The 24996-nt window shown below is 34.6% G+C and carries 24 protein-coding genes; 9 read left to right on the forward strand and 15 right to left on the reverse strand.

The annotated features are described in order from the left end of the window. Positions 1 to 286: 286 nt before the first annotated feature. The gene (locus tag DZ60_RS0117915) at positions 287 to 757 is read right to left on the reverse strand and encodes an Lrp/AsnC ligand binding domain-containing protein (RefSeq protein ID WP_025743399.1); all 471 of its coding nucleotides are present in this window, start codon (positions 755 to 757) and stop codon (positions 287 to 289) included. A gap of 222 nt (positions 758 to 979) precedes the next feature. Further along, the gene (locus tag DZ60_RS0117920) at positions 980 to 2350 is read right to left on the reverse strand and encodes a saccharopine dehydrogenase family protein (RefSeq protein ID WP_025743400.1); all 1371 of its coding nucleotides are present in this window, start codon (positions 2348 to 2350) and stop codon (positions 980 to 982) included. A 128-nt stretch (positions 2351 to 2478) separates the two neighbouring features. Between DZ60_RS0117920 and DZ60_RS0117925 the strand changes: the two genes are divergently transcribed. Beyond that, entirely contained in the window at positions 2479 to 2877 is a 399-nt protein-coding gene (locus DZ60_RS0117925; RefSeq protein WP_025743401.1) for a DUF423 domain-containing protein, read from the forward strand. Between the two features lie 67 nt (positions 2878 to 2944). After that, positions 2945 to 4561 carry a phosphoenolpyruvate carboxykinase (ATP) gene (gene pckA / locus DZ60_RS0117930; protein ID WP_025743402.1) on the forward strand — a complete coding sequence of 539 codons (1617 nt, stop codon included), beginning with the start codon at positions 2945 to 2947 and terminating at the stop codon, positions 4559 to 4561. Positions 4562 to 4657: 96 nt separating this feature from the next. Here pckA and DZ60_RS0117935 read toward each other — a convergent pair whose 3' ends face one another. Both DZ60_RS0117935 and DZ60_RS0117940 read right to left on the reverse strand, forming a co-directional pair. After that, positions 4658 to 5404 carry a uroporphyrinogen-III synthase gene (locus DZ60_RS0117935; RefSeq protein WP_025743403.1) on the reverse strand — a complete coding sequence of 249 codons (747 nt, stop codon included), beginning with the start codon at positions 5402 to 5404 and terminating at the stop codon, positions 4658 to 4660. A 28-nt stretch (positions 5405 to 5432) separates the two neighbouring features. Then, the gene (locus DZ60_RS0117940) at positions 5433 to 6086 is read right to left on the reverse strand and encodes a DUF4271 domain-containing protein (protein WP_025743404.1); all 654 of its coding nucleotides are present in this window, start codon (positions 6084 to 6086) and stop codon (positions 5433 to 5435) included. A gap of 97 nt (positions 6087 to 6183) precedes the next feature. Between DZ60_RS0117940 and DZ60_RS0117945 the strand changes: the two genes are divergently transcribed. From DZ60_RS0117945 to DZ60_RS0117955, 3 genes are read left to right on the forward strand one after another with little or no spacing between them, the layout of a single operon-like run. Continuing rightward, positions 6184 to 6915 carry a polyprenol monophosphomannose synthase gene (locus DZ60_RS0117945; protein WP_025743405.1) on the forward strand — a complete coding sequence of 244 codons (732 nt, stop codon included), beginning with the start codon at positions 6184 to 6186 and terminating at the stop codon, positions 6913 to 6915. Between the two features lie 2 nt (positions 6916 to 6917). Next, positions 6918 to 8258, forward strand: coding sequence for a dihydroorotase (locus DZ60_RS0117950; protein WP_025743406.1), 1341 nt, complete (start codon positions 6918 to 6920; stop codon positions 8256 to 8258). Next, complete coding sequence (locus DZ60_RS0117955) at positions 8255 to 8860, forward strand: DUF4296 domain-containing protein (protein WP_034230074.1); 606 nt, start codon at positions 8255 to 8257, stop codon at positions 8858 to 8860. Before DZ60_RS0117950 ends, DZ60_RS0117955 begins: the two co-directional genes overlap by 4 nt. On the opposite strand, the gene DZ60_RS0117960 is transcribed toward DZ60_RS0117955, so the two are convergent. From DZ60_RS0117960 to DZ60_RS0117990, 7 genes are all read right to left on the reverse strand, one after another. Beyond that, positions 8857 to 9867 (reverse strand): NAD-dependent epimerase/dehydratase family protein, encoded by a 1011-nt coding sequence (locus tag DZ60_RS0117960; protein ID WP_025743408.1) that lies wholly within the window; start codon positions 9865 to 9867, stop codon positions 8857 to 8859. The two genes, DZ60_RS0117955 and DZ60_RS0117960, sit on opposite strands and share 4 nt — an antisense overlap. A 217-nt stretch (positions 9868 to 10084) precedes the next feature. Then, complete coding sequence (locus tag DZ60_RS0117965) at positions 10085 to 12376, reverse strand: CHAT domain-containing protein (RefSeq protein WP_025743409.1); 2292 nt, start codon at positions 12374 to 12376, stop codon at positions 10085 to 10087. Between the two features lie 8 nt (positions 12377 to 12384). Continuing rightward, the gene (locus DZ60_RS0117970; protein ID WP_025743410.1) at positions 12385 to 13371 is read right to left on the reverse strand and encodes a tetratricopeptide repeat protein; all 987 of its coding nucleotides are present in this window, start codon (positions 13369 to 13371) and stop codon (positions 12385 to 12387) included. A gap of 385 nt (positions 13372 to 13756) precedes the next feature. Then, positions 13757 to 14551 carry a hypothetical protein gene (locus DZ60_RS0117975; protein WP_025743411.1) on the reverse strand — a complete coding sequence of 265 codons (795 nt, stop codon included), beginning with the start codon at positions 14549 to 14551 and terminating at the stop codon, positions 13757 to 13759. A 330-nt stretch (positions 14552 to 14881) separates the two neighbouring features. Continuing rightward, complete coding sequence (locus DZ60_RS0117980; protein WP_025743412.1) at positions 14882 to 15439, reverse strand: DUF1697 domain-containing protein; 558 nt, start codon at positions 15437 to 15439, stop codon at positions 14882 to 14884. Positions 15440 to 15669: 230 nt separating this feature from the next. Then, positions 15670 to 16890: a BaiN/RdsA family NAD(P)/FAD-dependent oxidoreductase gene (locus DZ60_RS0117985; protein ID WP_025743413.1), complete on the reverse strand. Its 1221-nt coding sequence runs from the start codon at positions 16888 to 16890 to the stop codon at positions 15670 to 15672. Continuing rightward, positions 16890 to 17567 (reverse strand): glycerophosphodiester phosphodiesterase, encoded by a 678-nt coding sequence (locus DZ60_RS0117990; RefSeq protein ID WP_025743414.1) that lies wholly within the window; start codon positions 17565 to 17567, stop codon positions 16890 to 16892. Before DZ60_RS0117990 ends, DZ60_RS0117985 begins: the two co-directional genes overlap by 1 nt. 762 nt (positions 17568 to 18329) lie before the next feature. Between DZ60_RS0117990 and DZ60_RS0117995 the strand changes: the two genes are divergently transcribed. The 3 genes from DZ60_RS0117995 (at position 18330) to DZ60_RS0118005 (ending at position 20424) form a co-directional block, all read left to right on the forward strand. Beyond that, complete coding sequence (locus DZ60_RS0117995) at positions 18330 to 18917, forward strand: RNA polymerase sigma factor (RefSeq protein WP_025743415.1); 588 nt, start codon at positions 18330 to 18332, stop codon at positions 18915 to 18917. Between the two features lie 5 nt (positions 18918 to 18922). Next, complete coding sequence (locus DZ60_RS0118000) at positions 18923 to 19672, forward strand: tetratricopeptide repeat protein (protein ID WP_025743416.1); 750 nt, start codon at positions 18923 to 18925, stop codon at positions 19670 to 19672. A 491-nt stretch (positions 19673 to 20163) separates the two neighbouring features. Further along, positions 20164 to 20424 carry a hypothetical protein gene (locus tag DZ60_RS0118005; protein ID WP_025743417.1) on the forward strand — a complete coding sequence of 87 codons (261 nt, stop codon included), beginning with the start codon at positions 20164 to 20166 and terminating at the stop codon, positions 20422 to 20424. Between the two features lie 18 nt (positions 20425 to 20442). Here DZ60_RS0118005 and DZ60_RS0118010 read toward each other — a convergent pair whose 3' ends face one another. After that, positions 20443 to 21621, reverse strand: a complete 1179-nt coding sequence (locus DZ60_RS0118010) for an acyl-CoA dehydrogenase family protein (RefSeq protein WP_025743418.1) — start codon at positions 21619 to 21621, stop codon at positions 20443 to 20445. Between the two features lie 442 nt (positions 21622 to 22063). Here DZ60_RS0118010 and DZ60_RS0118015 point away from each other — a divergent pair, with 442 nt between their 5' ends. Continuing rightward, on the forward strand, positions 22064 to 22378 hold the full coding sequence (locus tag DZ60_RS0118015; protein WP_025743419.1) for a hypothetical protein: 315 nt from the start codon (positions 22064 to 22066) through the stop codon (positions 22376 to 22378). A 232-nt stretch (positions 22379 to 22610) separates the two neighbouring features. Here the strand turns inward: DZ60_RS0118015 and DZ60_RS0118020 are convergent, their stop codons facing one another. The 3 genes from DZ60_RS0118020 to DZ60_RS0118030 form a co-directional block, all read right to left on the reverse strand. Next, positions 22611 to 23324, reverse strand: coding sequence for a tRNA1(Val) (adenine(37)-N6)-methyltransferase (locus DZ60_RS0118020; RefSeq protein ID WP_025743420.1), 714 nt, complete (start codon positions 23322 to 23324; stop codon positions 22611 to 22613). A gap of 78 nt (positions 23325 to 23402) precedes the next feature. Beyond that, the gene (gene rimM, locus DZ60_RS0118025) at positions 23403 to 23927 is read right to left on the reverse strand and encodes a ribosome maturation factor RimM (RefSeq protein ID WP_025743421.1); all 525 of its coding nucleotides are present in this window, start codon (positions 23925 to 23927) and stop codon (positions 23403 to 23405) included. A gap of 14 nt (positions 23928 to 23941) precedes the next feature. Continuing rightward, positions 23942 to 24475 carry a 30S ribosomal protein S16 gene (locus DZ60_RS0118030; RefSeq protein WP_025743422.1) on the reverse strand — a complete coding sequence of 178 codons (534 nt, stop codon included), beginning with the start codon at positions 24473 to 24475 and terminating at the stop codon, positions 23942 to 23944. Between the last annotated feature and the right edge of the window lie 521 nt (positions 24476 to 24996).

Here is a 24996-nt window from a genome sequence, read left to right on the forward strand (position 1 = left end):
AATCTAACCACAACTTTTTGGAATGATCCTACATAAGTCCTCTAATTATATACCTATATACTTTAAAACTAAACTAGAGGTGCATTTGCCGTCTACTTACTAAAAAACCGCTCTTAAGAATTAAATATGATCGTTTTTTAAAAAGCTCTTAATATTTAATTTTAATTAGGAAATAATGGTATACTTTGAATTCTTCGTCATACATGCACCTTAATAAACGTTACGCTTACTTCTCTCTTTACGCCAAAAAACAGTCAATTTTCCTTTCGAAAGAATTATAAATCATTTAGATTTTTATTTGCCGGTCAATTTGCTGATCAAGAGAAATAAAGGTCTCCGTTCTCGACACACCTTCGATGGCCTGTATTTCTTTATTCAGCACTTTCATTAAGTGTTCATTATCCCTACAGAGTATTTTAATAAATATAGACCAATTTCCTGTAGTATAATGACATTCAATAACCTCAGGTATATCTTTTAACTGCCTTACTGCCATAGGATTACTAACAGCCTTATCAAGATAAACACCCACAAATGCCATTGTCTTATACCCCATAACTTTTGGATCAATTATAAACTTAGATCCAGTAATCAATCCTGATGCTTCAAGTTTACGTAATCGCTGATGAATAGCCGCCCCAGAAACTCCTACTTTTCTTGCAATTTCAAGAATTGGTTTGCGAGCATCTTCCATAAGACTTCGTAAAATTTCCTTATCAATACCATCAATTTTAAGATTACTACTTATATCTTTCATCATGAATAAAATTACATATATCAATCAAAAATACGATTATCGTTTAATATTTAAACAAAAAACAATCAAAACAACACTAATCTTAACTTCAGACACTTAGACTAACATTATGTTACTAAGAATTATGAGTCAACTACTGCCTTTACTATCATTTTTCCTTATTTTCTGTGTAATCATTATGATACGTCAATGTATAATTCAGAAACTGTATAAATATTTATATTATCCTTTTACTCCATCCGGGTTATATCCCATATATGTGCATTCGTGTTCATTAAATCTAATGTCAAAGTCTTCGAGTTCTTTGAGTATGGGATCATAAACTTCTTTATGAATAGGAATCTGCACACCTGTACGAGTAATTTGCTTGTTCAAGATACGTACTGTTGCTATTGCCACTGGTAAACCTACCGTTCTTGCCATTGCCGTATACACCTGATCTTCACCAATAGTAACCATAGTAGCATCTATTTGTTTACGTTTGCCATTAAGTTCATAGCCAAATTTGTGATACATTACGATCATATCTTTATCCCCTTCGTCAAGTGACCAATTATCCATTAAGATCTTTTGTAAAATTTGAGCTGGGGTACCATTCGAAATCCCTACTTTTTTATTTGGGTTAAAAAGATCAAGCTCTAAAAGTTTATCCCACATAATATCATCCTGATCTATTTTGAGATAGTGACGAAGTTTTAATTCTACAGAATCCGTAGGTGAATAAGCCAAAAAACAATTGGTAAAATCCCTATAACTCATCTCTTCAGAATTACTTATAGTGTACTCATCATCCGTCATTCCTAATTGCACAAAAGTGTTCCATGCTCTCGAAAACCCGACGCGACGCATAGTACCTCTGTATAGAGTATTTACATCTTCTAGGCCATACAGCTTTTGATATTTTAATGAATTGCGATTGGCATACGCTTCGAAACGGCCATACTCATTGATTTCTAGAAATTCTGTCCTTCTAAATAATTTATGATAGGGAATATATTTACGACTCCCTTCCTGAAGAAATTCTGCCGCCCCGCCTTGCCCTGCAATGACTACATTACGAGGATTCCAAGTAAATTTATAATTCCAAAGATTAGTATCACTTTCGGGAGCTACTAATCCACCAGTAAAGGATTCAAATAAAATCATTTTCCCTCCTTGGCTGCGTATCCTATCTATAACTTGCATTGCACTCATATGATCAATCCCAGGATCTACTCCTATCTCGTTCATAAAAACCAATCCTTTCTTACGAACTTCTTCATCAAGCTCTTGCATCTCATCACTTACATATGAAGCCGTAACCATCGACTTGCCTAAACGCAAACAATCTTTGGCAACCTCAATATGAAAACGAGCAGGTAACATCGACACCACAATATCAGCATCTTTGATCGCATGCTCACGAGAAGCGTCATCAAAGACATCCAGAAGTATAGCTTTTGTATTCTTGTGGTTCTTTACCAGTTTTTTGGCAACATCCAAAGAAATATCCCCAATGGTAATATGCAAGTTCTCTGAAACAGACTTATCCTGAAAATATTTAATTAATACCGCAGTAGATTTACCTGCGCCAATGACTAAGATCTTTCGCATACGTACATATATTTTGATAACTTTGATGCAATGTAATAAATACCGCTAAGAATAGGTTCTCAATTTTAAGAGATTAATTTTTTAACCTGAATTATAAGAACGTGCTATCACAAAAAGAATAAAGAATTATGAACACAGGATCTTTAAACAAAACCATACTCATAACGGGAGCTATACTAGGGCTTCTTGCTGTAATACTAGGTGCTTTTGGAGCACATGGATTAGAAAAACTCGTCGATGCAAACAACATTGACTCTTTTGCTACAGGAACTCGGTACCAAATGTATCATGCTATTTTTTGTTTATTCTTAGCGAACATTAACACATTCAGCGAACGTTCTAAAAAACGTATTTTTTCTTTTATTATATCAGGAATTCTTCTTTTTTCTGGATCAATTTATCTTTTGGTGGTTGATGAAATTTTCAACATATCTTTGTCAAGCATAGGTTTTATAACCCCTTTAGGAGGTTTACTACTTATTTTGGGCTGGGTTTTTCTGTTAATTTCGTGTATAAAGATTAAGTGACTTTTTTTGTGGTTTGGTACAATATTATTCCTAATTTTGTATACATAACAAACACAACTATAGTTTTATGGAACCACAGTATCCAGTTACGAAAACGTTTTCGTTAGAGCAATACGGTATTAAAGATGCCATAATGCGTTACCAATTATCCCCCGACGATCTTCAGGATGAAGTTATCCAAAAAGGTCAGGGAAAAAATACTGCGTTTGGTACGTTGGTAGTCAACACAGGAGAGTTCACCGGTCGCTCACCAATGGACCGATTTATTGTCAAAGATCATATTACAGCAGATAAGATCTGGTGGGGTGATATCAACATCCCTTTTACTCCAGAAGCATTTGACGCACTGTACACCAAGGTAGTTGATTACCTATCAGGTAAAGAGGTTTTTGTACGGGATAGTTATGCTTGTGCCGATCCGGCATATAGACTCAACATTCGGGTGATCAATGAGTACCCTTGGTCAAATATGTTTGCATATAACATGTTTTTGAGACCTACTACCGAAGAATTAAAGAACTTTGAGCCAGCGTGGACCATTGTTAATGCGCCCGGTTTTATGGCAGTAGCAGATACCGATGGTACTCGCCAACACAACTTTGCTATTCTAAATTTTGATAAAAAAATCGCCTTAATAGGAGGAACAGGATATACCGGAGAAATCAAAAAAGGGATTTTTTCTGCTCTCAACTTTATTTTACCTGTAGACAAAGACACGCTTCCTATGCACTGCTCTGCAAATGTGGGAGAAAAAGGGGATACTGCAATATTTTTTGGACTTTCGGGTACCGGAAAAACAACATTATCTACCGATCCTGATCGCAAACTTATAGGAGATGATGAGCATGGATGGACTAAAGAAAATACCATCTTCAACTTTGAAGGAGGGTGCTACGCCAAGGTGATTGATCTGTCGGCAAAAAAAGAACCCGAAATATTTGCGGCAATAAGAAAAGGAGCTATCCTCGAAAATGTAATTTTAGACGGTAATGGTGTTGTAGATTTTACAGACACTTCTATTACTCAGAACACAAGGGTTAGCTATCCTATTGATCATATTAAAAACATACAAACACCTTCGATTGGAAAAAATCCGAAGAATATTTTCTTCTTGACCGCTGATGCGTTTGGGGTAATACCTCCTATTTCTAAACTAACTCCCAGCCAGGCCGCATATCATTTTATCTCAGGTTATACAGCAAAAGTAGCTGGCACAGAAGCTGGAGTGGTTGAACCCGTTCCTTCTTTTTCTGCTTGTTTCGGAGCTCCTTTTATGCCATTGCATCCCGCAAAATACGCCGAAATGCTAATTGATAAAATGAAAAATGCTGGTGTGAATGTATGGCTGGTCAATACAGGATGGACAGGTGGAGCTTACGGCGTCGGTACTCGAATGAAATTAGAATATACACGTGCAATGATTAAAGCTGTTCTTGATGGTGAATTAGGACTATATTCGTACGATACCTATCATATTCATTCTGTATTCGGAGTAGCGCAACCAAGAGAATGTCCTGGGGTCCCTACAAGTGTATTAAGTCCTCGTGCAACCTGGAACAATGATGAGGCATACTATACAACAGCTTTCAAACTTACGAATGCCTTTAGAGAAAACTTTAAAAAGTTCGAAGCATATGCCAATGAAGAAATTAGACGCGGTGGACCTCAACGCTATTCCTTCTAGAGAAACTTCTTTTATTTTATATTTATATAAATATCAAAGGCCCGAAAACAAATTGTTTTCGGGCCTTTTTACTAGTTTACAGTGTAATTAGAAAAATTATTTCTTATTTACTGTTTTTATATATTTTTGAAGTGCCATTGTCATAGATGGCGTCTCTGGAGTAGGTGCTTGTATATCTACCACAAGATTTTGCTCCTGAGCTGCCTTAACCGTAGAGTTACCAAAAACAGCTATTCTTGTATTATTTTGTTTAAAATCCGGAAAATTCTCAAATAAAGATTGTATCCCTGACGGACTAAAAAAGACTAAAATATCATAAAACACATCTCTTAAGTTCGAAAGATCACTTACAACAGTTTTATAGAATACAGCTTGTTTCCAATCTACTTTTAAACTATCTAGTGTTTTAGGAATTTCTGGCTTTAATTTATCAGAAGAAGGAAGTAAAAACTTTTCTGACTTATATTTTTTTATTAAAGGAGATAATTCAAGAAATGTACGTTTTCCTACATATATTTTTCTCTTTCTATATACCACATATTTTTGCAAATAATAAGCTACAGCTTCACTTTGACAGAAGTACTTTAGAGAATCTGGCACTTTAAAACGCATTTCTTCTGCAATTCTAAAGAAATGATCCACAGAATTACGACTTGTAAGAATGATAGCAGTGTACTGTGATAAATCTACCTTTTGTAACCTTACTTCTTTAGCATCAACTCCTTCGACATGAATAAAAGGGATAAAGTCTATTTTTACCTTTTCCTTTTCTTCTAAATCAAAATAAGGTGAATTTTCCACTTTAGGCTCAGGCTGCGAGACCAAAATTGTTTTCACTTTCATATATCTTTTTCTTTTTGTAGCGAGATCATTAATTAATTAGCTTGTACAGTATGAAATAAGGTGCAATTTCAAGTGTGCAAAGATACAAAATAAAATAAAACATATAGTTGAAAATGATTTTTTCATTTTTCTTGTAAAATGAAACCAACAAAACACTGTTCCCAATACCCAATAAAACAAACAAAACAAGAAATACCGGTTTAGAAGGCGGTAATGTATATGTAAAAACTACAACTATGGGTAACAAAATAACTCCCAATAAATTACGGTAGGATATTTTATAAAACAAATATTCATCTATGAGGTCATCGATAGAAAAAATTGCGCCAATAATTTTCTCAATGAGTATCTTACACACCACCACAACGGTATATATTATAGCAATTTTAATAAACAGCGTGCTTTCGTTTGGTGCCACCTGCCACCCAAAAACATCGAAACACAGATACAAAAACAAGGATATCGATAACACCTGAAATAGGACCAATAGTGAATTAAACAAAGAGGATAGCTTATTTATTTTTTGATGAGAAATAATATACTTGTTTGTATTAAAAAGCATTATGAAATCAGAAAACAAAAGCACATTTACACCTCTAGCAATAGCCAGTAATGACATGCAAGCTACAATCAAAATAGTTTGCCAGTTGGTCGAAGGTATTTCGCGTAAGATAAAATCCATAGTTTGGTATCGCTCGTAAAATTACGATCAATTAACTCACAAAAACAAAAAAATAACTCGTAATTATTTAGTTATATTTGCGTGAAAAATAGTCTTGATGGTGGATGCTTTAGTTATAATCCCTACCTATAATGAAATTGAGAACGTGGAGCGCATTATTAGAAATGTGTTTTCGCTACAGCGTGATTTCCATATTTTGATTGTCGATGACAATTCACCTGATCATACTGCGGCTAAGGTAAAAGAACTACAATCAGAATACCCAGAAACTCTTTTTTTGTTAGAACGCTTTAGTAAATCGGGTTTAGGAACAGCGTATATTGCAGGTTTTAAGTGGGCATTAGAAAGATCGTATGCATACATATTTGAGATGGATGCTGATTTTTCACACAATCCAAATGACCTTATTCGATTGTACAATGCTTGCGCCAAAGGATCTTCTGATGTAGCGATAGGATCAAGATATGCTACTGGAGTAAATGTTGTAAACTGGCCAATGAGTAGAGTATTATTGTCTTGGGGAGCCTCTAAATATGTGCGTTTTATAACAGGAATGGATATTAATGACACAACTGCCGGATTTATCTGTTATAAAAGAGAGGTTCTTGAAAAAATAAACCTCGACAAAATAAGGTTCGTAGGATATGCTTTTCAGATCGAAATGAAATTCAAGGCGTACTTATTAAAATTTAAAATAAAAGAAGTTCCTGTTATTTTTACAGATAGGACAAGGGGAGCATCAAAAATGAGTAAAGGAATTATTTCTGAAGCCGTTTTTGGAGTTATAAAAATGAAAATTAAAAGTTTATTTAATCAATACGAAATATGATTATGGATAGGGTGCTTATCAAAAATGCAAATATTGTAAACGAAGGAAAGATCACCAATGGAGATGTGTATATAGAAGACGGCATTTTTAAAGAAATTGCACCACAAATAAGTGCAAAATCGGCAGATGTACATATTTTTGACGCGGAAGGAAAATACCTGTTACCAGGTGTTATTGATGATCAGGTACATTTTAGAGAACCGGGATTGACCCATAAAGCTACTATAGAAACCGAATCAAGGGCTGCTATCGCAGGAGGAATCACTTCTTTTATAGAGATGCCTAATACCGTACCGCAGTCAACCACTATCGAAAAAATAGAAGAAAAATTTGACATTGCAGCAAAAACAAGCTATGCAAATTACTCTTTTATGTTTGGGGGCACCAATGATAATCTTGATGAAATACTAAAAGTAGACCCAAAGAAAGTAGCAGCACTAAAATTATTTTTAGGATCATCAACAGGAAATATGCTTGTCGATAATCCCGAAGTATTAGAAAAGATATTTTCTTCTACAAATCTATTAATCGCAGTACATTGCGAAGATGAACAAACCATCAAGAACAACACTGCAAAATACAAAGCCGAATTCGGTGACGATATCCCCATAGGCTTGCATCCTATTATTAGAAGTGAAGAAGCTTGTTACCTATCATCATCACAAGCGGTTGCCTTGGCAAAAAAGACGGGCGCAAGACTTCATGTCTTTCACTTATCAACAGCCAAAGAATTAAAATTATTCAGCAACAAAATTCCGTTAAGAGAAAAGAAAATTACTGCAGAAGTTTGTATCCATCATTTATGGTTCTCTGATGAAGACTATGAAGAAAAAGGGACTTTAATTAAATGGAATCCTGCGGTAAAGACAAAAAAAGACAGAGATGCCTTACTAAAAGCATTGATTGCCGATAAAATCGATGTAATAGCTACAGACCATGCACCTCATACCAAAGAAGAAAAAAACAATGTATATACCAAAGCACCTTCAGGAGGACCTTTGGTACAGCATGCGCTACCCGCAATGTTAGAATTCTATCATCAAGGTAAAATCACCTTAGAAAAAATTGTTGAAAAGATGTGCCATAACCCAGCCATCTTATTTCAAGTTGAGAAAAGAGGATACATTAAAGAAGGGTATTTTGCAGACGCTGTTTTAGTAGATATTAATGCCCCATGGACAGTAAATCAAGATAATATTGCCTATAAATGTGGATGGTCACCTTTTGAAGGAACCAGCTTTACATCAAGAATTACACATACTTTTGTGAACGGAAGTCTGGTGTACAAAAACTTTAAATTTTACGATGTGCGTAATGCGCAGCGATTAACTTTTGACCGATGAGTAAACTAATATCCTACTGTTTTGTTCTTTTGATGGTGATTTCTTGTCAAAGTATAGAAAAAGCACCTTTGCCAGACCCACTGATTGACGAAAATCAAATGGTAGAAATACTAACGGATATTGCATTTATTCGTGCAGGAAAAACATCGAACAAGAAAATTTTAGAAAACGAGAGTATTAATCCCGAAGCATACATCTTGCGAAAACATGGCATTGATAGTGCTGTTTTCGCACAAAACAATGCCTGGTATTCTGACAACCTAGACACGTATTCTACTATATTTAAACGCGTAAAAATAAATCTAAATAAAGAAAAAAGAGTATACGAGCGACTAAAAAAACGTGAAGATTCGGTTAAGAAAATCAAAGATTCGATCAAAAAGGTAGAAGACTCTATCAAAAAAGCATTAGACACCTTATCAGACAAAGAAAAACTGATTCGAGAATCTTTAAGAGAAAAAGACTCCCTAAAACTGAAACGAATTAAAGATAGTTTAGCTCTCAAAGAAATTACGCAAGATCATAAATTAAAAAGCAGAAAAGACCTTATTACTGGCAAAAACAAAAAAGAAGAGAAGGAAAAAAAGAAAGAAGAAAATTAATGTACTTCTAAAAAAGCCGTTGCTGTTTCTTTTATACTTCTTTCGACAGGAATAAAACTGTAATCAAGTGCTTGTTTTATTTTATCGTTCTTATAATTTCTATGCAAAAATGCGGTTCGCAGTGATGATCTGAATATGGATTGCCTTGTCCTAAAAATTAGATGACTTACATATTGGATATGATACACAACCTTTAATACTAAAAGAGAAACCTCCTTTTTCGGTTCTTGTTTATTAAGTGCTCTGGCAATTAGTCCAAAAGCCTCTTTAAAACTTAGATTCTCTCCTACAAGGACGTAACGCTCATTGACCGTATTTCTATTCATTAATTGATTCATGATAGCGACAACATCATCTATAGCAATATACCCTGTTACACCTGCGGTATAATACTTCATGCCAGCATACATTCTTTTGAACAAAAAACCGCTCCCCGAGTCAAAAAAACCAGCACCGATAATAATTCCAGGATTTACAATTACAGCATCAATTCCTTCATGTATTCCTCTCCAAACCTCCATCTCAGCACCATATTTAGTAATTGCGTATACTGAATTTGGGATCTCTGGATTCCATTCGGTGTTTTCATCTATCTCACTAGTTGCAATATTTTCTCCTAATGCAGCGATAGAGCTTACATGACATAGTTTTTTTACCCGATTGCTTAAACACAAATTTACAATATTGGCGGTACCGTCAATATTGACTTTTCTTAATTCCTTATAATCTTTGGGATTAAAACTAATCAGGGCAGCACAATGATACACATGTGTTACCCCCTCAAAAGCTTCTACTAATAACGGAATATCATTAATATCAGTTTTAAACCAGTCTATAGCATCAAAAAGATGCATGTTTTCCTCAGAAATGTATCGAGAGGCTACTTTTTGGGCATGTTCTTTTTTGGTTTCGGTTCGATACAGGGCACGTACATTCTTTTTTTCTTTTATTAGTTGTACCAATAGATGTGTTCCTACCAAACCGGTTGCTCCCGTTACTAAAATCATAGTGTGTATTCTAGGTTACTAAAGTATAAAAATTAATGGTATTTAATACCCTGGTACATTTGGGGTTTTTGGATATAAAAACAATAGTTTGTCTGTTTTGCAGTAATCACATCAGTTGTCAATGAATATAGCATGTATTAAAAATAAAACTTTAGATCTTTCAGTTTTTTTAAACCTGAAAGATCTGGCACACAAATAAGGTGTACCTATTTTGGACCTAGGAATTACTTTTTCTTCTGGTATACCATAAAAAAACAACAACAAGAGTTCCTACAGCAAGAAGTCCCGCTGCCCACCAATACCAACTAATACCCGTATCAAACTGCATCGGTGATGCATCTCCTACCAAATAAAAACCACCCCAATACAACGGATGCGTGCGATGAAGATCTGCGGTATTCAAATACTCTAATTTTGCTTGCTGCAATGCTTTTGATTTGTTCATTCCTGCTTTTAGATTGCTATAGAAATTTCGCATTAATATGGGTGTGGTTTGATCAGATACTTCCCAACTGGTCAATAACAAACTTTTAGTCCCTGCATACTGAAAAGCAGTTCCTAAACTCATAATTCCTTCTCCTTGGGCTATTTTACCTGTTCCCGTATTACAGGCACTAAGCACTGTCAATTCTGCAGGAATATCTAAGGCAAATAATTCGTGGGCATACAAAAAGTTATCTTCTACCAGAGTTTCGCCTGTGATGTTTTGAATACTGTCTGTAGGATTTGTAAAATAAAGTTTAGAATTTTCGGGGCGCTCATGGTCAACTTCTCCGTGCAATGCCAGATGCAACATACTATATTGACTGGCATTTTTTTTAAAATTCGCCTCAATCGCTTCTGAACCATAAAAATAGGTACCATCGATAATATCTGCAATGGCTTTGATCTCTTTTCTGGTGCCTGGTAAATCAGCCGATGTATTGCGTAAGGTTGCCAACCGAATGCTATTGGTCTCTGCAGGTGCTTGTTCATCAGAAAATGAAAAAGCCAAGCATGCTTGTTTGGTAGTTTTGACTGTATTCTTAACAAAAGAATTGAACACCAAGTTGGCAGAATTGGCATAAGAGATGGCCTTATCTCTTAGAAAATACGAAAGTGCCACTGGGTTATTACTTTGATCGAACTGTGTAAGTAACAGCTCAAAATTAAGGTGCCATAAAACACCATCAGGAACAATTATAAGCGTATCCCCTATCAATTGATCTGCAATGGGAGCCATCAACATATTGTATAATTGATTCGCTTGTGATTTATAAGTCTTAAGGTTTTTGGTTGTAATACTGGTATGCAATTTTTTGATCTTTGCTCCAAGGTTTGCTGTAGCGAGTTGGTGCACCCTCATATCATGTTTAGAAATCGTAAATGCATAGGTGCTACTATCTGCAGTAAAAAATTCTACTACCGTGGTGTTGCCATCGAGTTGATTTTGTATGTCTGAAATCGAAGCAACAGTATGTTGATATTTTAGGGCGTGGTATTTTGGGTAGTTTTTTTCTAATACCTCGGTGATAGAATCTTGTTTTCTGCCGATCTCAAAAAGTCGGTTTTGATATTGGGTCACTTTTAGGGTATCCCGAGTTTGTTTTGTTTGTTGTTTGGTCAATTGAGATCTATAAAAAGCGTGATCGGTGCGTAGCTCTTTCTCAAGTGTGATTACGTTTTTGGGTAAGCCTTTGTAATTTTTGGCATTGCCAGCAGCAAGTAGCTCCTTTAGGGTGTTCGACTTACTTTTTTCTGCATAATAAAAAGCCTGCTCAAGTACTTTTTTATCTTGGTTTTGTTCATAGAGTACCATATTTGCTGCAATAGCGTCTTTATAGAGTACTTTAGCCGTCTCGGCAAAAGTTACCTTGTCTTGATAATTGGTAAAGGTTTGCCGGATACTAGAAATTAAGGTGTCGGCTTTTTGATAGATCTCGATGCTTTTTTGTAAATCGGTTACATTCTTTTGGGAGGCATATCGTTGTTGATAGGTTTTGGCTTTTCCTTGTAGTGAGGTTAGGAGATAATTAGCATCTGCATACGAGGTATTAGTCATGTCTTGAGCATTAATCGTATTGGCTAGAATCGCTTTTTGATAATACTGCAATGCACTAGAAAATTTTTTTTGAGCCATATAGACCTTGGCAATATTATTATAGGCATTCGCTACTAATGGGTGGTATTCTCCAAAAGCCTGGGTCAAAATTTCAGTTGCTTTTTTATAATTAACCAGTGCCTTTGCATACTCTTTTTTAGATAAATACACCAAACCTTTGTATGTGTAACAATCTGTAAGATCAGTATGATTTTCACCTAATAATTCTATTCTAATTTGTAAAGATTTATCAATATACTGTAAGGCCTTGTCATGCTCCCCTTGCATTATGTGGATATAAGCAATATTATTGTAATATAAAGCTAGTCTTTTAGTATTCTTACTAATACTAAGGGCCTTTTCATAATAAGACAAAGCTTTATTGTATTTCCCTATTCTTTTATATACAACCCCGAGATTATTATACATTGGGCTAGTTAAGTTGTGACTCTTGCCATAATTTTTTCATATCTTGATAATGCTTTTTTGTAAAATTGAATCGCCTTATCATACTCACCTTTCTTTTTATATAAAATACCCAAAGAATTATAATTAGAATTAATAGCATCATCAAAAACATGATTGAGTTCTTTTTTTGCGGATAGTGATTTATGCAAAAAAAATAAAGCCTTATCATATTGCCCTAGAGTTCTATATATTCCACCAAGGTTTATATGTATGTTTGCTTGTAAATCAAGTGCTCTTTTGCTATTATCACTTTTTACAAGAACTAGACTTTTGTTGTAGTATTCTACCGCCTCGTCAAATAATTCCATACTCCTGTAAGATGCCCCTATATAACAGTAGTTTTTCGCTATGGTATAATGCTTTTCTGAATATTCATTTAAACTTATTTTTAGCGATTGATCAAAAAGTTTCAACGAATTTTTAAAATTACCTTTAGTAAATTCTAAAACTCCAATGGCTAAAAATGATTTAGTAATATCTTTGGGATAATGAACTCTTATTTTCTTTCGAATTGCCAATGCTTTTTCATAATAGCGTAAGGCTTTTTCATTATCAACCATGTAACTACGATAATAAGTCCCCATATGATCGTATGCAAAAGCTTCTTGTCGGTGATCTTTTTTTAAATACTTTGTACAGATGTCAAGTGCTTTTTTTGCAGTATATAAACTCTCTTTGTAAGAAGACTTTTTTCTTTGTTCTACGGCTATTTTATTATAACACTCCGCCACGCGTTCCCAGGTGCTTGCATTTTGATAGATTGGTAATGCCTTTTGATACGACAGGATCGCATTATTATATTGTAGGTCTTTTGATAACGAATCAGCTTTGATGAAGTATTGCTGTGCAACGAGCGTATCTTGCGCTACTTTGTCTTGCCCTACAGAAATCCCAATGGTCATGAACATGATCACCATTATACAAGTGCGTACTACTACCAAAGTATATGTTTTCATAAGAAAGTCCAGAGTTCTCTTTTTAGTATATAGCAAAATACAAGAAAATGTTACCTTATTTAGGAGATACAATTAAAAAATAATGATAAGTGCTTATAATCCAATTATAGGCTACCTATCTTTTATTTTCTTTTTTGGCAATGAAGTGGCTTAAACCTCTTTCTATTTGTTATAAAAAAGAATCGTGACATCTTCAAAGAAAGTAACTTGGTTTTTTTTGGTTCGTTTTAATTTATGATTGATATAAAACTTAAGTCCCTTCAGGTTTTAGAAACCTGAAGGGACTTGGATCCTCATTGAGGGAATCCTTTTTATTTTGTTAGTATAAAAGAAAACGAAACAGATGACACCTTACGCATGTTGTACTGTACTTAAAGGTTCTCGTTTAATTAAAAATCATATTCACACAAGAATCTTCGTATAAATTTTGAAGCACATATTCTATGGCTTCTCGGGAGCTTGTTGCTTTTCCTATTTGTCCTCCTTTAAAAGACACATTACCCGTGTCTTTGCTCCAATAAAAATCATTACTATCTGATTTAATAATACGCTTACTGTCTTTGGTCGTTACCTGAAACGCATTCAGCTTCTGACTGTACTCTAATCCCGAAGGAAAATATACTTCGGTCACAAACTTCGTAGTTCCTTTTTCGTAGACATAACAAACACAGTCTCCGATATCTTTTGCTTCGGATACACGTACCATGTTATTCTGAACAATTTTCCATAGGCCGCTAACATTTATAGCCACTATATCCATCAACATGGTTCCTTTTTCGGCAAGTTTTTTATCTATAAATGATTCAAAACTAACAACTGCAGAAATAATTCCGGCGCGTTCTTTTTGACTCTGAAAAACGATTTTATCCAAGGTCAGCTTAAACCTATAATTATTATCATCAATAATATCATCTAACTGATTAGAGATATCATTTTTACTATAGTTTTTTCGCACCAATGCGCCCGACAGATTTACATACACAGTATTACCTCTGTATTTATCGTCAAACAAATTCAATACATCTTCTTTTTGAGTTTCTTGAGTTAATGCATTTATTTTATTGATGTAATCAACTAAAAGTTTTTTTATAGGGTCATTTTCATTCGTATCCAAGGCAAAACCATGATACATAGGTAGACTGACTAATAAAAAGGTAAGAATTAGGGTAATTTTTTTCATAACATTTGATATTTAAAGGGTTATATCAAATAAACCTTAATTTCATCCCAAGAGCCTTTCTTTTTCTACTATTCCTTCTTCCAAAAATTACGCATCGGCAACACGGCGCAGCTGTTTTGAGAAGTCGAACTATTATTATCTTCTATACTTAGAATTATAATGTTTTATCACTTTTTACATAAAACACTTATAATCAACAAGTAAACATTATAGCATAGTAGTATAAAACCATAGTTTATTTGATGTTTTTATCTCATATTAAGATACAAAAAATCAGCCAGTTATAAAAACTAATCCTACTTATATTTTGAATCTGCTTTCGGTATAATTTCAATAGGTATTTGGTAGTAACTCTATAAGTTTGGTCATTGTTCTTAGGTTACGTGTTGTAGCGGGAGATTTTAGCTTTCTTTCAAAAAAATTATTGTCTAATTTTGTTTTTCCGTAGCCATTGGCGGCATAGAAATAGACAACTTCGTTTGTAATTACAAATTCTTCGGTTCCATAATCGGCAGCTTCTAGCGCAGAAACCGCAACCGGATCTGGTACATTCGTAAGTAGCGTAAAGTATAGTTTTTTATCCTCGAACCCCAAAGTGCCTAGTCGTTTAGAAAAAGGATTGTTTTCGAAGATTTCTATGAGTTTTTTGGGAGTCAGAACCAGTACAGGCACCTCAAATCCGAAATGTTCTAAAATGGCTTCTTTAATTCGTTGACCAAGGATATTATTCGTTTCTTCGGCATACTCAAAAACAATATTACCACTCTGTATATAGGTTTGCACCGAAGTACAACCAATGGTTTCGAACATAGCTTTGAGATCGACCATTTTTATTTTCTTCTGCCCGCTTACGTTAATCCCTCGTAACAACGCGATATAAGTTTTCATATTCTGTTTTGTTGAAATATGTTGTTTGTAAAATGTGATTAGTTATCCTCTAAAGCAACTCGAATATCACATTAAACTTATCGAAATACACAAGGTATCTGAGATTAGAATGTCTTTGATAGCATCATACTAAACACAAAAACTCTTAACACAACTTTACTTTTTAATGCTACACCAATTTAATTTTATAATGTCGTATCCAGGCAAAGTTATTGTTTGGTCTCATTTTTTTAATCATCTTTTTTGTTAGCGATGGCTTGTGCAGCAATAAAACCACCTGTCCATGCATTCTGAAAATTGAACCCACCTGTAATAGCATCTATATTAAGAACTTCTCCGGCAAAATACAAATTTGCATGTTTTTTACTCTCAAAAGTTTTAAAATTAACTTCATTCAGCACTACCCCTCCGGCGGTAACAAATTCTTCTTTGAAAGTACTTTTTCCTTGCACCCTAAAACTACTTTTAGTTAACTGTTCTGACAATGTATTGCACTGAACTTTACTCAGATCTGCCCAACGGGTATCCTCTTGTATTCCCGAAGTAATCACCAAACGTTGCCATAGTCTTTTGGGTAGCTCAAATTGAGCATAGGTATGTATATATTGCTTCGAAAACTGGCCTTTACGTTCGTGCAAGGTATCAATTACATCATTTTGTGACCATTGCGGTAACCAATTCACTAAAATCTCAAAATCATAGGCACGTTTATGAAGTTCTATGGCTCCCCAGGCAGATAATTTTAGAATTGCGGGGCCACTTAACCCCCAATGTGTAATCAGCAAAGCCCCTTCACTTGATAATTTTGAACCTTTTACTTGTACCAAAGCTTCTGTTGCTACTCCGGGCAGTCCTTTGATTTTTGGATCTTTAATATTAAATGTAAATAGTGATGGTACAGCAGCGACTGTTGTATGCCCAAGATCCGTTAAGCGTTCCCACATTTTAGGATTACTTCCGGTAGCGATCATTAGTTTTGCTGTTTCAAAATCTCCCTGACTGGTATGTACCGTCCATTGTGCTCCATTGGTATTAAAATTCTTAACGGAATGATTTTTTAAAATTGTAATCCCCAAGCGCTTTGCCTCTGTCAAAAAACAATTGATTATGGTTTCTGATGCATCTGTAACCGGAAAAATACGACCATCCTCTTCTATTTTAAGAGCTACACCACGGCGTTCGAACCAATCCATAGTATCTCCTGTCATAAATGTATGAAACGGACCTTTGAGTTCTTTCTCTCCTCGGGGGTAATTCTTACTTAATTCATTAGGAATAAATTCTGCATGAGTCACATTACAGCGCCCTCCGCCAGAGACTCGTACTTTTGATAAGACTTCTTTTCCGCGTTCTAAAATTGCGATTCGAATTCCGGGTATCTTTTCGGCTACATTAATTGCAGTAAAAAAACCGGCAGCACCACCACCGACAATAAGGAGATCATAGTTCATTATGCAAAATTCGGAAAATCTGTGATGATACCATCAATACTCCACGATTTTGATTTACGAATTAACAAAGCAGAATTTACAGTCCAGACATACACCTTGTATCCCAGTCCCTTAGCACTATTAATTTCTTCTTGATTAAGAGATATAATTGGGGGATGTATTGAATAGGCCCTCATTTCTTTGGCAATATCCAGCACACTGGTTATGTTTTCTTCTGTGAGCACTCCCAAACGAAGGTTTGATGTTAGTGACTTTACTGTGAGTAATTGTTCGTGATCAAAACTAGAAACAATAAAATGGTGGTATTCCCAATTGGTTTTTAGCACATACTCTCTTAACAACTTAATTAAAGGAACTCCTGTTCCTTCTCCTTTTAGTTCGATATTAAGAATACACTGCGCATTCACAATATCTAACACCTCTCTCAAGGTAGGTATCAAAAAGCCTTCTTTTGTTCTATATCCCTGTAATTCTTCTAGTGTATAATCACTTACGGGACCGATCCCGTTGGTAGTTCTATCAATTGTCTCATCGTGTATCACCACCAGCTCTCCACTTTTACAACAATGTACATCGATCTCTATCCCATCTACATGATACAACAAAGCTGCCATTATCGATTCTAGCGTATTTTCTGCAGCAAGACCTGCAGCTCCGCGATGTCCAAATATTTTCATGTACTATATTCTTTCTACTCTTAAGTCAAAATGCGTGTATATTTCACCTACCAAACATCTGATACCAATTTACCCCTATATAATGCGCATGTTGACTCGTTCTTTTTCGTCTAAATCCCTTGTTCATATATTCCGTATCTAAAGCTGCGTAATATAGTTTTAGCTTTTTTTAGATAAAAAAATAACATCGCCTGGATACGACATTATAAAAGTAAATCGGTAGTATGACTTTTATGTCGCCATATTACTAATCCCAAAAAAAACAGGAACATATGTACTTTACATATTGCATCAACGTGAAACCTCCTTAGTTATTTTGAAGAGTATTTTTAAATTGAATACTATTAAGTTAAAATTGCGATTTCTTCAGTGCATTGATCTTTTTGATAAGTAAATTTCTGTTTTTTATCAAAAAAATCGAAAACTCAACAACAACATCGTTTTAATTGACTCAAGAAATAGGAGAGTCGCAAGAAAGAAGGAGTAAGGGAATGGTAATACTGTATCAATTTTTAATTGATAGAAAAGAACATAGCGTATTACAATATAATTAACTGATTTCTGTTTTAGAGTTTTGTATTGCAAATTTTAATAAATATCCTGAATATTGTATTATTGTGGCACTGAAACCCCCATATTATGTATGTATAAAAACATACGCAAGTGATATGTTTTGCCTATATTTATAAGGTATCGTAGTTTTTTTAACCTAAATTTAACACCCCTAAAAAGTAACAATTTGCCAGCATAGCACATATACTTATGAACAACACCGAAGATCAAAAAATTCTAAAAGGTATCGTTGCCGGAGATGAGGGTGTATTAACCAAATTTTATAAGGACAATATAAAATATATTCGTCCTTATATTCTGAGAAACTCAGGTTGTGAAGAAGATGTAGAAGATGTGTTTCAGGATGGATTGGTATTTATATATCAAAAATTAAAAGAGGACACTATAAAAATAGAACCTTCTTCATCTTTTCGTTCTTATTTCTTTGGGGTATGTAAAAATATCTGGAGAAATCGACTACGAAAAAACAAAAGACTCGTGGTAACAGAAGATATGAGTGATGATGAGGAAATGATTGATCCAGAAGTATTAACAGATATAGAAGACCGAGATCGAGAACATGTCTATCGCACACATTTCATGAATCTAAGTGATACTTGTCGAGAAGTTCTTAATCTGCTTTTTCTTGGAAAAAGTATGAAAGAAATATCAGAAACCACAGGATATACAGAAGGGTATACCCGAAAGAAAAAATTTGAATGCAAAGAATCTTTATTACAAATGATCGAAAAAGATCCTATATATCAGGAACTACATCAAGATTCTGAAAAAGAATAACCGCCATGAAAAGAACTCCGGAAATATTTGATAAAATAGAAGGGTATCTTAATAACACTTTATCCGAAAATGAATATGCTGATTTTGAAAAAGAAATAACAGCAAATCCCGAATTGGCTCAGGAAGTTGAAAAACATAGAGCATTACATACCATTTTAGGAGATACTGACACACTTGCTTTTAAGGAAAAGTTAGTAAAAATAAGTACTCGTATTAAGGAAGAAGAAGTATCGAACAATACGCCATCAAACAGGTTCGCGAATTATTGGAAAATTGCAGCTTCTATCGCAATTATTTTGGGGTTAGGAACTTTCTTCTGGTATACCTCAACATCTACTCATGACAAGACTAAGGAATTGTATCTGGCATACTACCAACCATTTCCTATAGAAGATGTTACTCGGGGAAATACCGACACCACATTGCAGCATATTATGCAACACTATTCAAATAAAAGTTATGACTCTGTAGTTACAGCATTACGAGGGTATGCCAATTTAGCAAATCAGGAACCCCTACAATTGTATCTTGGTAATAGCTATCTTAATACTAATCAAGAAAAAAAGGCTCTTTCCTTATTCGAAAACATCCCAAATACCAGTACCTATAACGAAGTAGCGACTTGGTATATAGCACTTACACACCTAAAATTAAACCAACCGAAAAAGACGATTCGGTTACTCAAAAAAATCATCAGCTATGATGGCACCTATAAAACGAAGGCTTCTAATCTTTTAAAACGTTTATCAGAATAGCACATACTATTACTCTATTTTTTCTTGCTCCTTTATTATACCCTTATAGCTTTATGATCTTAGTAGAGACAAAGATTACCCTTATGTAGTCATTTTTATATTATAATGTTAATAGAAGTAAACTCATCGTTTGCCTATGCTTGCGAGCGGTATTAGAAAGGGTGATCTATTTTATATATACTTCGAAAAAACTATTATAACGTCTGGTTTTTATAGATTGAAACAATCTATTACTCGCTTTACACATTAGAAATCTATTGCAGATACCTATCTAATTATATAGTATTAAAACTACTATTTTCTTGATTTCAATAGAATTCTGGGTTCTTTTTATCTGCATCAAAAATAGAAGTATGTAAATCAATATTGAAAAAATTACTTTTTTACCGTAACATTCTTTACGGTACTGACATATACTTATAACACCCCTTTTAGTATCAATTTTTGTAAACAACAACTGATATAACTCAGTTGTCAGTAAATAAAAAATTATGAACGTTATCAAGTACATCGAATTTATAGAGCGAATCGATCAGCTGGTTCGTCTAAAAGCCACGGGAACACCTACAGAATTAGCATCAAAATTAGGGGTTTCGAAAGGAAAGCTCTATCGCATCATTAACACCATGAAAGCACTAGATGCACCAATAAGCTATAATAATACGATTCAGTGTTATGTCTATGATGAAGCAGTAGACTTTAGGTTTGGATTCTTTGACAAAAAAGAATTGAATAAAAAACAAAGCCCATAACTGAATGCTATCACCTGCCTATTTAAAAGCAGAAAGTCCCGTAATATCCATTCCGGTAATTAGCAAGTGGATATCATGTGTTCCTTCGTAGGTAATTACACTTTCGAGGTTCATCATATGTCGCATAATGCTATACTCTCCTGTGATTCCCATTCCGCCTAGAATTTGCCTAGCTTCTCGGGCGATGTTTATAGCCATATCGACATTATTACGTTTTGCCATTGAGATTTGTGCAGAAGTAGCTTTACCCTGATTACGCAAAACCCCCAATCGCCATGCTAATAATTGTGCTTTGGTAATTTCGGTAATCATTTCTGCTAACTTTTTTTGTTGCAACTGTGTGGCACCAATAGGTTTATCAAACTGTATTCGTTCTTTGGCATAGCGCAATGCGGTGTCATAGCAATCCATGGCAGCACCAATTGCACCCCAAGCGATACCATATCGTGCAGAATCCAGGCATCCCAGAGGGGCTCCTAATCCACTTTTACCTGGTAGCAGATTTTCTTTGGGAACCTTAACATTATCAAAAATCAACTCTCCTGTAGCAGATGCCCGTAAGGACCACTTATTATGTGTTTCTGGTGTTGTAAACCCTTCCATGCCCCGTTCTACCACTATCCCATGAATTCTTCCTTCTTCATTCTTAGCCCAGACTACTGCAATATCAGCAAAAGGCGCATTAGAAATCCAAAGTTTGGCTCCATTAAGAAGGTAATGATCTCCTTTATCCTTAAAATTAGTTGTCATTCCGCCAGGGTTAGACCCATGATCGGGCTCGGTAAGACCAAAACACCCCATAAATTCCCCCGATGCTAGTTTGGGCAAATATTTTTTTCGTTGAGCCTCAGAACCGTATTTCCAAATAGGATACATCACAAGTGATGATTGTACAGAAGAAGTAGATCTTACTCCCGAGTCTCCGCGCTCTATTTCCTGCATAATCAAACCATAACTAATCTGATCTAAACCAGCACCACCATATTCTACAGGAATATAAGGACCGAATGCACCGATTTCGGCAAGTCCTTTTATAATTTGTTTCGGAAATTCTGCCCGTTGAGCATATTCTTCTATAATCGGGGACACATCTCGCTTTACCCATGATCGAGCTGCATCACGCACCATTTTGTGCTCATCACTTAATAATTCATCGAGATTATAATAATCGGGGGCTTCAAACAGATCTGGTTTCATTGCTTTCTTTCTAGGTATAGTATTGTTTTGTAAATGCTATCTCATCATATTCTATCATCATATTGCAGTATTATCAAAACTACTACATATAAATGTGAAATAAATGTATTTAATCAAAAAAAAAGTTGATTTCTTAACTAAATACACATTCTAAATCTATCACACCCCTTAAAAAAAGACAAATTTTTACAAAAATTAGTTAGATAATACATGTATTTTCATTCAAATTCCGTGTACTAATTCCGCAGTTCTTTCTTTTTTTCTACACAATACGATCCCTCCAAAAAAAATACACATTCCATTTAAAAACATACAAAAATCTATAAAACAACAGGTTACACTTCATTTACCACACACCACATTAGATCTGGCATAATTCTTCTATATACTCTTAGCGTAACACTAACCAAATTCAAACACGTTTAATTTAAAATTAAAAAAAATGAAAAATTTATTTGTATTGCCAGCAGTAGCTTTTGGATTATTAGTAGGAGCACAAAACATTAATGCCAATGAAGTAGCTGTTATTGATGCTATCGAAGTGACTACACCGATTCAAGATAAATACATAGATCTTGCCGTAGAAAATTTACCTCAAACAGTAATTGATGCTGTAAGTACTGACTATGCGGGTGCAATTATCGAAAGTGCCGCTGCTAAAGAAGATGCTTCTGAGTTCAAGTTATTATTGAAGCAAGGAGATAAAGAAATGGAAGTTTTTTGTGATGCAAACGGAAAATGGATTAGCAAGAAATAATTTTTTTATCCCCCTTTTACACCATTTGAGTATTTGAACACAAAAATGGTAGTCCCAAAATACATAAGAGCAGTTATAGTAAGACAAATAACCAATCAAAAGTAGGCAACGACATATTTTGAATAGCTGTTCTTACAACCAATACATTCGTTGTCTCAGTTTAGTAAGAAAGGAAGATGTTTCTCATACGTCTTCCTTTTTTTGTATGTGAGACTTAAGTTTAAGTAAAAAATTACATTTTGAGGTAAAAATCTTTAGTAAGATCTATATAAGCTTCAGTATATTGATGGCGCTCAAATTCTATAACCAGTTCATCTGTGACAATCGCAGAAGTTTCTCTTCCAAAAAGCAACAAGCTTCTCTTAATTTCTGATGTTGGTGTCCCTTTCACTCTTGTAATTCTCTCTGGATATAATTGCACATGAGATGCAAGAGAAATCATCCTTTCTTCTTCTGTATATGGCACAATCACAGCTAATTTTCCCACAGGAGACACTAGTTTCCCTGCACCTATAATCAGGTGCTCAAAAGGTAACGCATCTTCGAATCTTGCTAAATTGCGTTGCGTATCATGAGTTTGATATGCTTCGACATAAAAAGGCGGGTTACTAATTACCAAGTCATACTGATCATCTATTTCTGACATAAACTCCTGAAAAGAGGCATGATAACAAAACAACCGATCCCCCCAAGAAGAAGCTTCAAAATTTTCTACGGCCTGCTCATACGCATCTGCGTCGATTTCAAGAGCATCAATAACTTCTGCAGACGACCGCTGCGCGGCCATTAGTGCCAATACTCCCGTACCTGTACCAACATCCAAAATCGACTGAACAGAATTTTCTATTTCTACCCACGCACCTAGTAGTACTGCATCTGTACCAATTTTCATAGCACAGCGATCCTGGTGTACTGTAAATTGCTTAAATTGAAATGGCTTCTTCATTATTATTAACTACAAAAATAGTACTTCAGAAATGGTGTGCATTTTATAGAAATTTATGGCTGCCCATTTGATATTCTACTATAAATAAAGGTCAATCAAGCCTTCTGGAGTGTTCACATAGATTATCTTGGCCTCTTTATCTATTTTATCGATAAACTCATCATTCATAGGAATAAGAATTTCAATTCCTTTTCTGTCGATCTCAAACAATGCCTGTGCAGTACTATCATTCACAGAAGTAACAACTCCTACTTCTCCAAAAGATGTATCTACGACCATAAATCCAATAACCTCATGATAATAAAATTGATCCCCTTCTAGTTTGGGTAACATTGTGAGGGGCAGATATAGTTCTGCTTTCATCAGATCATCGGCATCCTCTTCGGTGTCAATATCCTCAAACTTTACTCGAAGTAAATCGCTTTTATGTAGTGAACTTTTTTCAATAAAAAATGGAACCAGATTATTGTTATAACTAACAAATACTGATTCCATTCCTACATAACTTTCAGGTTCATCGGTATCTAACTTAATAAGTACCTCACCCTTAAAACTAAATTTACTTACGATTTTACCCAGATAGAAGCATTCTTCTTTCTTCATCGTTTATAACGCAACTATTCTTCCTCGTTGCTAGTTTCTTCTGTTGTTACTTCTTCTGTAGCTGCTTCAACAACTTCTTCTGTAGCCGCTTCTTCTACTACTGGAGCATTCGCTGCAATACGCTTAGCGTTTACTTCTTTCTCAGCTTCTAAAGCTTTTGCTTTTGCTGCTGCTTCAGCTTTTGCCAACTCATCTATTTTTGAGTTTACAGTACCTTCTTTTTCTGATAACCAAGCTTGGAACTTCTCTTCTGCTTGTTCCTCAGTCAATGCACCTTTCTTTACTCCACCCGCAAGGTGATTCTTTAATAATGCTCCTTTATAAGACAAAATAGCTTTTGCTGTATCCGTAGGTTGCGCACCATTCTGTAACCACTTTACTGCTCCATCAACATCTAAGTCAACATTTGCAGGGTTTACGTTAGGGTTGTAAGTTCCTAATTTCTCAAGGAATTTACCATCTCTTTTTGATCTAGCATCTGCTGCCACGATCCAGTAAAAAGGTTTCCCTTTTTTACCATGTCTCTGTAATCTGATTTTAACAGGCATATAAAATTAATTTTTGGGTTCTCGACCCTGTTTATAATTAAGGGCGCAAATATAATCCTTTTTAACCAAAACGAATCAAATAGTAATCTTTTTATTTTTATAAAAACAAGAAAATCAATTAAAAACACAAAAAATCAATGGGGTCCTACGCATATATCCTTTCTAGTTTTTTAATCTCCAAACACGGTCTCTAAAAAAATATAACGAAAAACGAACTGTCGATTTTATATATGTACGCCTCTAAAAGGTTAAACCATTCTAAAAAAAATGCTCTCACATTCGATTTTTCTGTAACAAATTAGATAACAATAATATAGTAATCTATTGTCATTTCTAAAAAAGTACAAGTACAAAACATCTTATTTTCATGCACTTAAACGATAAAAACCAAAAACAACGAAGGAAAAGTTGAATATTTTTACATTTATAAATTAAAAATGTTATTTTTTGTGTATTTCATCGAATAAATATACATTTAATCGTGATAAAATTTGTTTTACTCCTGTTTTCAAGCTATGTTT

The organism is Aquimarina pacifica (genome assembly GCF_000520955.1).
In the GTDB taxonomy this organism is placed as follows: Bacteria; Bacteroidota; Bacteroidia; order Flavobacteriales; family Flavobacteriaceae; genus Aquimarina; species Aquimarina pacifica.

Bases quoted from the DNA above. Each gene is read 5' to 3' on its own strand.
- DZ60_RS0117950 (WP_025743406.1), top strand. From the start codon at position 6,918: ATGGATAGGGTGCTTATCAAAAATGCAAATATTGTAAACGAAGGAAAG.
- DZ60_RS0118005 (WP_025743417.1), top strand. From the start codon at position 20,164: ATGAACGTTATCAAGTACATCGAATTTATAGAGCGAATCGATCAGCTG.
- DZ60_RS0118010 (WP_025743418.1), bottom strand. From the start codon at position 21,621: ATGAAACCAGATCTGTTTGAAGCCCCCGATTATTATAATCTCGATGAA.
- DZ60_RS0118015 (WP_025743419.1), top strand. From the start codon at position 22,064: ATGAAAAATTTATTTGTATTGCCAGCAGTAGCTTTTGGATTATTAGTA.
- DZ60_RS0117960 (WP_025743408.1), bottom strand. From the start codon at position 9,867: ATGATTTTAGTAACGGGAGCAACCGGTTTGGTAGGAACACATCTATTG.
- DZ60_RS0118000 (WP_025743416.1), top strand. From the start codon at position 18,923: ATGAAAAGAACTCCGGAAATATTTGATAAAATAGAAGGGTATCTTAAT.
- pckA (WP_025743402.1), top strand. From the start codon at position 2,945: ATGGAACCACAGTATCCAGTTACGAAAACGTTTTCGTTAGAGCAATAC.
- DZ60_RS0117935 (WP_025743403.1), bottom strand. From the start codon at position 5,404: ATGAAAGTGAAAACAATTTTGGTCTCGCAGCCTGAGCCTAAAGTGGAA.
- DZ60_RS0117955 (WP_034230074.1), top strand. From the start codon at position 8,255: ATGAGTAAACTAATATCCTACTGTTTTGTTCTTTTGATGGTGATTTCT.
- rimM (WP_025743421.1), bottom strand. From the start codon at position 23,927: ATGAAGAAAGAAGAATGCTTCTATCTGGGTAAAATCGTAAGTAAATTT.
- DZ60_RS0117920 (WP_025743400.1), bottom strand. From the start codon at position 2,350: ATGCGAAAGATCTTAGTCATTGGCGCAGGTAAATCTACTGCGGTATTA.
- DZ60_RS0117970 (WP_025743410.1), bottom strand. From the start codon at position 13,371: ATGAAAACATATACTTTGGTAGTAGTACGCACTTGTATAATGGTGATC.
- DZ60_RS0117990 (WP_025743414.1), bottom strand. From the start codon at position 17,567: ATGAAAATATTTGGACATCGCGGAGCTGCAGGTCTTGCTGCAGAAAAT.
- DZ60_RS0117940 (WP_025743404.1), bottom strand. From the start codon at position 6,086: ATGGATTTTATCTTACGCGAAATACCTTCGACCAACTGGCAAACTATT.
- DZ60_RS0117980 (WP_025743412.1), bottom strand. From the start codon at position 15,439: ATGAAAACTTATATCGCGTTGTTACGAGGGATTAACGTAAGCGGGCAG.
- DZ60_RS0117945 (WP_025743405.1), top strand. From the start codon at position 6,184: ATGGTGGATGCTTTAGTTATAATCCCTACCTATAATGAAATTGAGAAC.
- DZ60_RS0117975 (WP_025743411.1), bottom strand. From the start codon at position 14,551: ATGAAAAAAATTACCCTAATTCTTACCTTTTTATTAGTCAGTCTACCT.
- DZ60_RS0117985 (WP_025743413.1), bottom strand. From the start codon at position 16,890: ATGAACTATGATCTCCTTATTGTCGGTGGTGGTGCTGCCGGTTTTTTT.
- DZ60_RS0118030 (WP_025743422.1), bottom strand. From the start codon at position 24,475: ATGCCTGTTAAAATCAGATTACAGAGACATGGTAAAAAAGGGAAACCT.
- DZ60_RS0118020 (WP_025743420.1), bottom strand. From the start codon at position 23,324: ATGAAGAAGCCATTTCAATTTAAGCAATTTACAGTACACCAGGATCGC.
- DZ60_RS0117915 (WP_025743399.1), bottom strand. From the start codon at position 757: ATGAAAGATATAAGTAGTAATCTTAAAATTGATGGTATTGATAAGGAA.
- DZ60_RS0117925 (WP_025743401.1), top strand. From the start codon at position 2,479: ATGAACACAGGATCTTTAAACAAAACCATACTCATAACGGGAGCTATA.
- DZ60_RS0117995 (WP_025743415.1), top strand. From the start codon at position 18,330: ATGAACAACACCGAAGATCAAAAAATTCTAAAAGGTATCGTTGCCGGA.
- DZ60_RS0117965 (WP_025743409.1), bottom strand. From the start codon at position 12,376: ATGTATAATAATCTCGGGGTTGTATATAAAAGAATAGGGAAATACAAT.